Raw genomic sequence first — 11,202 nt, forward strand, 5'->3', positions numbered from 1 at the left:
CACCTCCGGCTGCACCGCGGCAAACCCGCGCTCGCCCAACCAGTCCGCGATGATCGGGCCGCAACGGTCGTCGTACTCGCCCGCCGCCGCCCGGGTCGAGGAGATGATGACTCGAGCCGATCGATCGCTCATCAGCGCACCCACCTTCCGCTCTTGCCGCCTTCCTTGCGCAGCACCCGAATGTCGTCGAGACGCGCGGACGGATCCACCGCCTTGATCATGTCGTACAGCGTCAACGCGGCGACGCTGACGGCCGTCAGCGCCTCCATCTCCACGCCCGTGCGATCGGTGCTGCGCACCGTCGCGGTGATTCCCACCTCGCGGTCCCCGACGGCGAACTCGACGTCGACGCCGGTGAGCGCCAGCTGATGGCAGAGCGGGATCAGCTCACTGGTGCGCTTGGCGGCCATGATGCCCGCGACGCGCGCGGTCGCCAGCGCGTCGCCCTTGGGCAGGCCGCCGGTCGAGATGAGCCCCACGACGTGCGCCGAGGTGCGCAGGACGCCCGCGGCGACCGCGGTCCGTTTCGTGGCCCCCTTGTCGGTGACGTCGACCATGTGCGCCGCCCCGCGCTCGTCCAGGTGCGACAACCCGGTCGCGGGGGGGTTGGCTGCCTCGGGGGCCCTGGCCATCCTGGCGACTATCGGTTGACGACGGTGACCGGGTGCAGGTAGGGCAGGTCGGTGGAAGGCAGCGGGAACACCAGCTCGCCGAAGGGCGACAGCGCGCCGGTCCGATCGGTCACGAGTTCACTGACCGCGTGGTCGTCCGGGTCCGTCGTCGGCCAGCCGTTGTCGACGTACCGGGTCTTGCGCTCTTTACCCTCAACGTTGTCAGCCACGGATCCATTCTGACAGGTCGCCTGCGCGCGCGTGGTGCAAGACCGCCGGTGACGTCCTGGGCCGCCCGGGGCCCGCCCGGCGGTCGAGGTCTGCTGGGCTCCGGCCGACTGCTTTACGCTGGTCAGCAATGACAGACAACACCCCGGACATCCCGCTGGGGTCGTGGCTGGCCGAGTTATCCGACGAGCGGCTGATCCGACTGCTGGAGTTGCGGCCGGACCTCGCCCAGCCCCCGCCCGGCAGCATCGCCGCGCTCGCCGCGCGGGCGCAGGCCCGCCAATCGGTCAAGGCCGCCACCGACGATCTCGACTTCCTGCGCCTGGCGGTGCTCGACGCGCTGCTGGTGCTGCAGGCCGACGTGGCGCCGGTGCCGACGGCGAAGCTGCTGGGGCTGATCGGTGACCGCGCTCCGGAAGGCGACGTCCTCGAGGCGGTGGACGACCTGCGGCTGCGCGCCCTGGTGTGGGGCGAGGCCGGGCTGCGGGTCGCCGCGGACGCGGGCACCGCGCTGCCGTGGCACCCGGGCCAGGTCATCCTCGAAGACGGCTCGCGGACGGCCGAAGAGATCGCCGGCCTCGTCGACGGGCTCGTCCAGGCCCAGCGCGACGTGCTGGACAAGCTGCTGGAGGGGTCCCCGATGGGCCGCACCCGTGACGCCGCGCCCGGCGCGCCCGCGGACCGGCCCGTCCCGCGGCTGCTCGCGCTGGGGCTGTTGCGTCGCGTCGACGCCGACACCGTGATCCTGCCGCGCCACGTCGGCCAGGTGCTGCGGGGCGAGCAGCCCGGGCCGCTGCGGCTGACCGCGCCCGACCCGGTGGTCTCGACCACCACCGCGGCGGACGTCGACGCGGCCGCCGCGGGCTCGGTCATCGACCTGCTGCGCGAGGTCGACGTGCTGCTCGAAACGCTGGCCGGCACGCCCATTCCCGAGCTACGCAGCGGCGGCCTGGGCGTGCGTGACGTCAAGAGGCTGAGCAAGGTGACGGGTGTCGACGAGCCGCGGCTGGGCCTGCTCCTAGAAGTGACGGCCGCGGCCGGCCTGATCGCCAGCGGGATGCCCGACCCGCAACCCGTGACCGGCGAGGCGCCCTACTGGGCACCGACCGCGGCCACCGACCGGTTCACCGCGATGTCGGCCGCGCAGCGCTGGCAGTTGCTGGCCGTCAGCTGGCTGGACCTGCCGGGCCGGCCGGCGCTGATCGGCAGCCGCGGCCCGGACGCCAAGCCCTACGGCGCGCTGAGCGATGCGCTGTATTCCACGGCCGCCCCCCTGGACCGGCGGCTGCTGCTGGGCATGCTCGCGCAACTTCCGCCCGGCGCCGGGGTCGACACCGCCACGGCGTCGGCGGCGCTGATCTGGCGCCGCCCGCGGTGGGCCAAGCGCCTGCAACCCGAACCGGTCGGGCACCTTCTCGCCGAGAGCCAGGCGCTGGGCCTGGTCGGGCGGGGCGCGCTCAGCGGGCCGGGCCGGGCGCTGCTGGACGAGGACGCCGACGCGCAGCTCGCGGTCGACGCCATGGCTCGGGCGCTGCCCGACCCCATCGACTACTTCCTGCTGCAGGCCGACCTGACGGTCGTGGTGCCCGGCCCCTTGAAGCGCGAACTCGCCGAGCAACTGGCCGCGGTGGCCACCGTCGAGTCGGCCGGCACGGCGATGGTCTATCGCGTCAGCGAGCAGTCGATCCGGCATGCGCTCGACGTCGGCAAGACCCGCGACTGGATGCACGCCCTGTTCACCCAGCACTCCAAAACGCCGGTGCCGCAGGGTTTGACGTACCTGATCGACGACGTGGCGCGCCGCCACGGGCAGCTCCGCATCGGCATGGCCGCGTCGTTCGTGCGCTGCGAGGACCCGGCCCTGCTCGCCCAGGCCGTGGCCGCGCCGGCCACCGAAGGGGTGCAACTGCGCGCCCTGGCCCCCACCGTGGCGGTCTCCCCGGCGCCGATCGGCGAGGTGCTCACGGCGTTGCGGGCGGCCGGCTTCGCCCCCGCCGCCGAGGATGCCTCGGGCGCCATCGTGGACGTCCGGCCGCGCGGTGCCCGGGTGGCCACGCCCCAGCAGCGACGGCCGTATCGCCCGTTGCGCCGCCCGAACAGCGACAGCCTGCACGCGGTGGTCGCGGTGCTGCGCAAGGTGACCGCCGCGCCGTTCGGCAGCGCGCGCGTCGATCCGGCCGCCACCATGACGCGGCTGCAACGGGCCGCGAAGGAACAAGACACGCTGGTGATCGGTTATCTAGACGCGGCCGGTGTGGCGACCCAGCGGGTGGTATCGCCCGTGACCGTGCGGGGCGGCCAGTTGGTGGCCTTCGACTCAGCGTCGGGACGGCTCCGCGACTTCGCCATCCACCGCATCACGTCGGTCGTGTCGGACGGCGACCGATAATCGGTGAGAGACCAACAGAAAGGGGTGGCGCTTCGATGACCGATGGACCGTTGATCGTCCAGTCCGACAAGACGGTGCTGCTCGAGGTCGACCACGAGCAGGCCGGCGCGGCGCGCGCCGCCATCGCGCCGTTCGCTGAACTGGAACGCGCGCCCGAGCACGTGCACACCTACCGCATCACGCCGCTGGCGTTGTGGAACGCTCGGGCCGCCGGCCACGACGCCGAGCAGGTGGTCGACGCGCTGGTCAGCTTCTCGCGCTACGCGGTGCCGCAGCCGCTGCTGGTCGACATCGTCGACACCATGGCCCGCTACGGCCGCCTGCAGCTGGTGAAGAGCCCGGTGCACGGCCTCACGCTCGTGAGCCTGGACCGCGCGGTGCTCGAAGAGGTGCTGCGCAACAAGAAGATCGCGCCGATGCTCGGCGCCCGCATCGACGACGACACCGTGGTCGTGCACCCCAGCGAGCGCGGCCGCGTCAAACAGATGCTCCTCAAAATCGGTTGGCCCGCCGAGGATCTCGCGGGTTACGTGGACGGTGAGGCCCACCCGATCAGCCTGCATCAGGACGGTTGGCACCTGCGCGACTACCAGCAGATGGCCACCGAGTCGTTCTGGTCCGGCGGGTCGGGCGTCGTGGTGCTGCCGTGCGGGGCCGGCAAGACGATGGTGGGCGCGGCGGCCATGGCCAAGGCGAGCGCGACGACGCTGATCCTGGTGACCAACGTCGTCGCCGCGCGGCAGTGGAAACGCGAGCTGGTCGCGCGCACGACGCTCACCGAGGACGAGATCGGCGAATACTCCGGTGAGCGCAAGGAGATTCGGCCCGTCACCATCTCGACCTACCAGATCGTGACCCGCCGCACCAAGGGCGAGTACCGGCACCTGGAGCTCTTCGACAGCCGCGACTGGGGGCTGATCATCTACGACGAGGTGCACCTGCTGCCGGCGCCGGTCTTCCGGATGACGGCCGATTTGCAGTCCAAGCGGCGGCTCGGGTTGACCGCCACGCTGGTCCGCGAGGACGGCCGCGAGGGCGATGTGTTCTCGCTCATCGGCCCGAAACGCTACGACGCGCCGTGGAAGGACATCGAGGCGCAGGGGTGGATCGCCCCGGCCGAATGCGTCGAGGTCCGGGTCACCATGACCGACAACGAGCGGATGATCTATGCCACCGCCGAGCCCGAGGAGCGCTACAAGGTCTGCTCGACCGCGCACTCGAAAATCGCCGTGGTCAGATCCATCCTGGACAAGCATCGGGGTGAGCAGACCCTGGTGATCGGCGCCTACCTCGACCAGCTCGACGAGCTGGGTGCCGAGCTGAACGCGCCGGTGATCCAGGGTTCCACCCGCACCAAGGAACGCGAGGCCCTGTTCGACGCCTTCCGCACCGGCGAGGTGTCCACCCTGGTGGTGTCCAAGGTCGCGAACTTCTCCATCGACCTACCGGAAGCCTCTGTCGCCGTTCAGGTTTCGGGGACGTTCGGGTCGCGCCAGGAGGAGGCCCAGCGGCTGGGCCGGTTGCTGCGCCCGAAGTCGGACGGCGGCGGGGCGATCTTCTATTCGGTGGTCGCCCGTGACAGCCTGGACGCCGAGTACGCCGCACACCGGCAGCGTTTCCTCGCCGAGCAGGGCTACGGCTACATCATTCGGGACGCCGACGACCTGCTGGGGCCGGCCATTTAGGCTGGGGGGCAACCGCTTACAGCGACAGGATGGTCGCCGAGGCGGTGCCGGGCGCGCCGTAGACCTGGGCCAGGCCGACGCGCGGGTTGCCCGGCACCTGCCGCTCCCCCGCCTCGCCGCGCAGCTGTCGCACCAGTTCGTGCATCTGCCGCAGGCCCGACGCCCCGATCGGCTCCCCGTTGGCGATCAGCCCGCCGTCGGTGTTGACCGGGATGGACCCGTGGATTTCGGTGGCGCCGTCGGCCAGCAGCTTCTCCTGCTCGCCGTCGGCGCACAGCCCCGTCTCGGCCATGTGGATCACCTCGGCGCCGGCGTCGGTGTCCTGCAGCTGGGCGACGTCGACGTCCTCGGGACCGATGCCCGCCGCCTCGTAGGCGGCCCGGGCCGCGTACACCGTCGGCGCGAAGTCCTCGTCCAGCGGGGCCGACGTGGCGTGCACCTCGTAGGCCCCGTAGCGTCGGGTCCGAATCTCGCACGCCCGCACGTACACCGGCCTGTCGGTGTACCTGTGCGCGAGGTCGGCGCGGCACATGATGACCGCCGCGGCGCCCTCGTCGGGCGCGCAGAACATGTACTGGGTCAGCGGGTAGTTCAGCACCGCCGAGTTCAGGATTTCGTCCTCGCCAATCGCCTTGCGCCGGAACGCGTTCGGGTTCATCGCGCCGTTGCGGAAGTTCTTCGCGGCGACCTTGGCCAGGGTGGACTGCGAGATGTTGTGGTCGTGCAGGTACTTGTTGGCCTTCATTCCGAAGAACTTGGTGGTGACGAATTGGCCGTTGTTGGCATACCACTGCGGCAGCGCCAGTTTCGCGGGATCGTCGGTGAAGGCGCCGCGGGGGTGCTTGTCCAGGCCGATGGCGATGCCGATGTCGTACTTGCCGAGGCGGATCGTGTCGGCGGTCTGCTGGATGGCGCTGGCCGCGGTGGCGCAGGCGTTGAACACGTTGGTGAACGTGATGCCCGTCAACCCCACCAGCCGGGTCACCGCGTCGGGGTTGGACACCTCGTAGCTGCCACCGAAACCGAACTGGATGTCCCGCCATCCCACGCCGGCGTCGGCCAGTGCGGACTGCACGGCCTCGGCGCCCATCTGCATCGCGGTCTTGTCGAACCTGCCGAAGGGGTGCAGGCCCACTCCGATGATGGCGACGTCGTTGCTCATCTTTGGCCCTCCTGATCTAGACCGGCTGGAATGCGAAGGTGAGGATCTCGGTGCCGTCGGCGTCGGTCTCGTCCAGCTCGGCCTGGGGGCAGAAGCCGTGCTTCGCGTCGAGGGGCGATTGACCGAAAACGACCCGGCCCGACTGCAATTCGGCCAGGAGGTGGAGCTCACCATGGTGCCCCTGACCACCGACGCCGAACGGCACGAAGTCCTTGCCGGTCGGGCCGGCGTAGGGGGCGCCGGGCGGGAAGCCCTGGGTGGTCCAGGCGATCAGCGTGCCGCGGCGCGGCAGCAACACCTCGGACATCCGCCCGGCGCTGCAGCGCGGGCACCATTGCTGCACCGGGAAGGTCGTGGCCTCGCACTCGCCGCAGCGGCTGCCGATCAATTGCGGGCTCTCGTCGGGCCAGGTGGAAATCTCCGGGGCGAGTGCCTTCTGCTGCATCGAGTGGTCCTCCAGGTTCGCGCGCCATCGCTCACTGAACCGTATAACAGGTTTCCGAAAAGTGGAAATCGCATTCTCATTGCGGCGGCGGGCCGTTCGGATGGGTCGACTATCTTGGCGAGGGGTCGACACGACGTGAGGAGACGACTATGCCGGTCACGGTGCTGCTTGAACTCCGCTTCAAGCCCGACGCGGTTTCCCAGGGGCGCGAACTCATGCAACGGACGCTGCAGGTCACCCGCGGCTTCGAGGGGAACCTGCGCACCGACGTGCTGATCGACCAGGACGACGAGGCGCACTGGATCGTCTACGAGGAGTGGGCCACCGTCGAACACGACGAGGCTTACCGCGCGTTCCGCGCCGGTGAAGGCAAGGTGACCGAGCTGCCCCCACTGCTGGCCGCACCGCCGGCCAAGACGCGATACGAGACCGCCGACGTCTGAGGATCGCTAACTCAGCGCGGGAATGACCTCGCGCTCGAAGGCCTCGATGCCCGAGCGGTCGTAGGCCGCCTCCGGGAAGTTGCAGATCACGTACTCGCAGCCGAGGTCGCGAATCTTGCTGAGCCGCTCGATGACCTGTTCGGTTGTGCCGGTTGCCGAATCGGCTCGGCTGGCGCCGGCGATCATCGTGTCCGCCGCCTGTTCGGGCACGTAACGGATCATCCGGTCGCGAACCCGCTTGAGCCGGTCTTTGACGTCGGCGTCCGAGCTGCCGATCACGGCGTTGACGTTGACCGAGCGCACGATGGCGTCGAAGTCGGTGCCGACGGCGCGACAATGCTCGGCGAGCACCTGCGACTTGTGGACGAAGGCCTCGTGTTCGGCCGAAAAGTTGGTGTACTGCGCGTACTGCGCCGCGATGCGCAGCGTGACCTTCTCCCCACCGCCGGCAATCCACAGCGGAATCCCATTGCCTTGCAACGGCTTCGGCCACACGATCGCCCCGTCCACCTGATAGTGCTTGCCGTGCAGGCTCACCGTGCCGTCGCGCCAGGCGTCGCGCATGATCTGCACGCCCTCGTCGAGGCGGCCGAGCCGTACCCCGGCGGACGGGAAGCCGTAACCGTAGGCGCGCCATTCGTGTTCGTACCAGCCGCCGCCGATGCCCATCTGGATCCGGCCGCCGGAGATGATGTCGGCCGTGGCGGCGACCTTGGCGAGATAGACCGGGTTGCGGTAGCTCATCGCGGTGCACATCTGGCCGAGCTTGACGCGCGACGTCGTCGCGGCGTACGCCGCCATCAACGACCAGGCCTCGTGGGTGGCTTCGTTCGTCGGCACCGGGATGGTGTGGAAGTGGTCGTAGACCCAGACCGAGTCCCAGGCGCTGTTGTCCGCGTAGGCGGCCAGGTCGCGCATCACCGCCCAGTGCTGCGCGGGCTCGATGTCCACCAGGTCCAACCGCCATCCCTGCGGGATGAAGAAACCGAAGCGCATGTCATGGAACTCTAGCGGGGCGCGCGGTGTGGGCTCGCCCGCCGCGGCGCATGCTTCGCCGCGGCGCCGCCCGCACGCGCGGTATCCGGCCAGGTGGTAGTAAGGCCCATGCGGATCCTCATCTCCGGTGCCAGCATCGCGGGTCCCGTGCTGGCCTACTGGCTCAACCGCTACGGGTTCGACGTCACGGTGATCGAGCGCGCGGCGGCGCCGGGCGCGCCGGGGGGTCACGCCGTGGACCTGTTCCGTCCCGCGCTGGACATCTCGGAGAGGATGGGCGTCCTGCCGCGCATCGAGGCCCGGTCCATGCGCGGCGACCGGATGACGGTGTACCGAGAGGGCCGACAGCGGCCCGCCGAGATCGACCTCGGCCGCGACCATCCGGCGGCGCCCGATAGGCACGTGGAAATCCTGCGCGACGACCTGAGCAAGATCTACCGCGAGGCCGCCCGCGCCGACGTCGAGTACCTGTTCGGTGACTCCATCACCGGGATCGACCACGACGGCGAGGTGACCTTCGAACGCGCCGAGCCGCGCCGGTTCGACGTCGTCGTCGGCGCCGACGGGGCGCATTCGACCGTGCGCCGCCTGACCTTCGGCGCGGGGGCCGGGGTGACGCGGTTCCTGGGCGGATACCTCGCGGTGCTGTCCGCGCCCAAGGCGCTGGCCGATCCCGGCGGCAGGATCGGTCACGTCGGGCCCGGGCGCTTCGCGGGCATCTACACCGCCGAGCACTTGGACGACGCCCGGGTGGTGTTGCTGTTCCGCGGCACCGAGGACGTCGACCACGACCCCCGCGACACCGCGCGGCAGCGGGAGTCGGCGCGCGCCGCGTTCGCCGGGATGCACGAGCAGGTGGACGGCTGGTTGGCGCAGCTCGACAGCGCGGCCCCGTTCTACTGCGACGCGATCACCCAGCTGCGCATGGACATCTGGTCGCGCAGGCGGGTCACGCTGGTCGGCGACGCCGGCTACAGCCCCGGACCCGCGGTCGGCGGCAGCACCAGCCTGGCCGTGCTGGGCGCCTACGTGCTGGCAGGTGAACTCGCGTCGGCGGACGGCGATCACCTGCACGCGTTCGCCGCGTACGAACTGCGAATGCACCACGCGGTGCACCGCAGCAGGGCCTTCGCCCGCGACGCGGCCAGGAGCGTCGTCCCCGCGTCGCGGGCCGGGGCCTGGGCGCTGCTGCGCGGGGCGACGTCGGCGTCACGGGCGCCCGAGCCGCTGTCGCGGGTGTTGGGCAGGCGGGTTGCCAAGGCGCGCCGGGCGCACGAGCGGATGCCGGTGCCCGACTACGGCGGTGCGGACGTTTGACAGCATGGTGGGGCAACCGCACGCCACCAACGGAAGGCCTTCGATGGAACTCACCGGTGTCGGGATCTGGAGCAGTCAGTTGCGCTACGGCGACCCGGGCGAATCCGCCGACGCCGCAGCCGAATTGGAGGAGCTCGGGTTCTCCGCGTTGTGGATACCCGACGTGGGCGGCCCGGTGTTCGACGCGGTGGCGCAACTGCTCGACGCCACCACGCGGACCGTCGTCGCCACCGGCATCCTCAACCTGTGGATGCACGCCCCCGGTGACGTCGCCGAATCGTATGCGGCGCTGACCGCCGAGCACGGCGAGCGTTTCCTGCTGGGCATCGGGGTCAGCCACGCGCCCCTGATCGACGCCGGCCAGCCGGGCCGCTACCGCAAACCCTTGGCCGCGACGGCGGCGTTCCTCGACGGGCTGGACGCCGCGCCGCGGCCGGTGCCCGCCGGCAGCCGGGTCCTCGCCGCGCTCGGGCCGAAGATGCTGGCGCTCTCGGCGAGCCGCGCCCGCGGCGCGCACCCGTACCTGGTCACCCCCGACCACACCGCCGCCGCGCGATCGACGCTGGGCGAGGGCCCGCTGCTGCTGCCCGAGCAGACCGTCATCCTCACCGACGATCCCGACGAGGCCCGCCGCGTCGGGACCGAGTGGCTGCGCGCGTACCTGGCGTTGCCCAACTACGCGAACAACCTTCTGCGCAGCGGCTTTTCGGACGACGACCTGAGCCAAGTCAGCGATCGGGTCTTCGACGCCATCATCGCCTGGGGTGACGAGGCGGCGATCCTGCGCCGCGTCGAGGAGCACCGCGCGGCCGGCGCCGACCACGTCTGCGTGCAGGTACTGCTGGCCGACCCACAGGCGTTCCCGCGCGAGCAGTGGCGCCGCATCGCGGCGGCGCTGGCGTAGCGAGGCGGGCGGCCGGCGGAGTCACCGCGGCGCTGGCGTAGCGGGGCGGGCGGCCGGCGGAGTCACCGCGGCGCTGGCGTAGCGAGGCGGGCGGCCGGCGGAGTCACCGCGAGAACGCGGCTTGCCCCGCGGCCTACGCTCGACGAATGGGTCTCAAGCAGACGTTGTTCACGCTGATGTACCGGTTCGGGTTCACGCCCTGGGACGGCCACCCGATCGCGGAAATGCTGCGGGACCTCGTCGAAAAACTGCCGCCCGGCAGGGCGCTGGATCTGGGCTGCGGCACCGGTGACGCAGCGATTTACCTTGCGCAGCACGGCTGGCGCACCACCGGCGTCGACTACGTCGACCAACCGCTGCAGGCCGCGCGGGCCAAGGCGTCCGCCGCCCAGGCGCAGGTCGACTTCGTCAAAGCGGATGTCACCAAGCTCAGCACCGAAGGCGTCGGCGCGGATTTTGCGCTCATCGTCGACAACGGCTGCCTGCACAATCTCAGTGACACCGACCGCGACGCCTACGTCCGCGAGGTCAGCGCGGTGGCGGCACCCCGCGCGCGGCTGCTCATCGTGGCGTTCCTGCCCGGCGGCCGGTTCGGCGTGCGGGGCGTCGCGCCCGCCGAGATGCAGCGACGATTCGCCACCGGATGGACGTTGCTGTCCAGCGGAACCGAACGGCGACTCGACGAGGAGCAGACCCCGACGCATTACTACCTCTACGAACGCGAAAGCCCCTGCAGCCGTTGAGCTGCAGGGGCTTTCGTGTGCCTTCGGCTTAGGTCAGCGACGCCGGCGGCGTGAAGCGGTCGCCGTAGCGGGCGGCCAGCTCCTTGGCCCGGGCCACGAACGCCTCCTTGCCGACGCCGCCCGCACCCTGGTAACCCACGATGAACTGCGCGCTACCGCCGGTGTAGGGCGGGAAGCCGATGCCCATGATGGACCCGATGTTGGCGTCGGCGGTCGACGTCAGCACGCCCTCGTCGAGGCACTTCTGGGTCTCGAGGGCCTCGGCGAACAGCATGCGGT

11 protein-coding genes and 2 pseudogenes are annotated in these 11,202 nt (G+C 70.8%); 6 read left to right on the forward strand and 7 right to left on the reverse strand.

Annotation, left to right across the window (positions count from 1 at the left end):
- The 3 genes and pseudogenes from A5714_RS23235 to A5714_RS23245 form a co-directional block, all read right to left on the reverse strand.
- Window positions 1–132 (reverse strand): annotated as a pseudogene (locus A5714_RS23235) (MogA/MoaB family molybdenum cofactor biosynthesis protein); the annotation flags it as partial.
- Window positions 132–632, reverse strand: coding sequence for a cyclic pyranopterin monophosphate synthase MoaC (gene moaC / locus A5714_RS23240; protein ID WP_068066385.1), 501 nt, complete (start codon window positions 630–632; stop codon window positions 132–134). The pseudogene A5714_RS23235 and the gene moaC, both read right to left, overlap by 1 nt.
- A gap of 8 nt (window positions 633–640) precedes the next feature.
- Window positions 641–841, reverse strand: coding sequence for a hypothetical protein (locus A5714_RS23245; RefSeq protein WP_068066382.1), 201 nt, complete (start codon window positions 839–841; stop codon window positions 641–643).
- Window positions 842–969: 128 nt separating this feature from the next.
- Between A5714_RS23245 and A5714_RS23250 the strand changes: the two genes are divergently transcribed.
- Both A5714_RS23250 and A5714_RS23255 read left to right on the forward strand, forming a co-directional pair.
- The gene (locus tag A5714_RS23250) at window positions 970–3,228 is read left to right on the forward strand and encodes a helicase-associated domain-containing protein (protein WP_068289347.1); all 2,259 of its coding nucleotides are present in this window, start codon (window positions 970–972) and stop codon (window positions 3,226–3,228) included.
- A 35-nt stretch (window positions 3,229–3,263) separates the two neighbouring features.
- Entirely contained in the window at window positions 3,264–4,913 is a 1,650-nt protein-coding gene (locus tag A5714_RS23255) for a DNA repair helicase XPB (RefSeq protein WP_068289349.1), read from the forward strand.
- 16 nt (window positions 4,914–4,929) lie between these two features.
- On the opposite strand, the gene A5714_RS23260 is transcribed toward A5714_RS23255, so the two are convergent.
- Both A5714_RS23260 and A5714_RS27360 read right to left on the reverse strand, forming a co-directional pair.
- A complete protein-coding gene (locus A5714_RS23260; protein WP_068289353.1) occupies window positions 4,930–6,075 on the reverse strand; it encodes a thiolase family protein in 1,146 nt (381 codons plus the stop codon).
- A gap of 16 nt (window positions 6,076–6,091) precedes the next feature.
- On the reverse strand, window positions 6,092–6,520 hold the full coding sequence (locus tag A5714_RS27360) for a Zn-ribbon domain-containing OB-fold protein (protein WP_068289356.1): 429 nt from the start codon (window positions 6,518–6,520) through the stop codon (window positions 6,092–6,094).
- Between the two features lie 149 nt (window positions 6,521–6,669).
- On the opposite strand from A5714_RS27360, the gene A5714_RS23270 reads away from it, so the two are divergent.
- A complete protein-coding gene (locus A5714_RS23270; RefSeq protein WP_068066370.1) occupies window positions 6,670–6,963 on the forward strand; it encodes a putative quinol monooxygenase in 294 nt (97 codons plus the stop codon).
- 6 nt (window positions 6,964–6,969) lie between these two features.
- On the opposite strand, the gene A5714_RS23275 is transcribed toward A5714_RS23270, so the two are convergent.
- Entirely contained in the window at window positions 6,970–7,959 is a 990-nt protein-coding gene (locus A5714_RS23275) for an LLM class F420-dependent oxidoreductase (protein WP_068289359.1), read from the reverse strand.
- A gap of 108 nt (window positions 7,960–8,067) precedes the next feature.
- On the opposite strand from A5714_RS23275, the gene A5714_RS23280 reads away from it, so the two are divergent.
- From A5714_RS23280 to A5714_RS23290, 3 genes are all read left to right on the forward strand, one after another.
- On the forward strand, window positions 8,068–9,276 hold the full coding sequence (locus A5714_RS23280; protein WP_068289361.1) for an FAD-dependent monooxygenase: 1,209 nt from the start codon (window positions 8,068–8,070) through the stop codon (window positions 9,274–9,276).
- Between the two features lie 43 nt (window positions 9,277–9,319).
- On the forward strand, window positions 9,320–10,180 hold the full coding sequence (locus A5714_RS23285) for an LLM class F420-dependent oxidoreductase (RefSeq protein ID WP_068066400.1): 861 nt from the start codon (window positions 9,320–9,322) through the stop codon (window positions 10,178–10,180).
- A 146-nt stretch (window positions 10,181–10,326) separates the two neighbouring features.
- Window positions 10,327–10,923: a bifunctional 2-polyprenyl-6-hydroxyphenol methylase/3-demethylubiquinol 3-O-methyltransferase UbiG gene (locus A5714_RS23290; protein WP_068289364.1), complete on the forward strand. Its 597-nt coding sequence runs from the start codon at window positions 10,327–10,329 to the stop codon at window positions 10,921–10,923.
- A 28-nt stretch (window positions 10,924–10,951) separates the two neighbouring features.
- On the opposite strand, the pseudogene A5714_RS23295 reads toward A5714_RS23290, so the two are convergent.
- A pseudogene (locus A5714_RS23295) lies at window positions 10,952–11,202 on the reverse strand (3-hydroxyacyl-CoA dehydrogenase); the annotation flags it as partial.

The organism is Mycobacterium sp. E2462 (assembly GCF_001672685.1).
Classification (GTDB): domain Bacteria; phylum Actinomycetota; class Actinomycetes; order Mycobacteriales; family Mycobacteriaceae; genus Mycobacterium.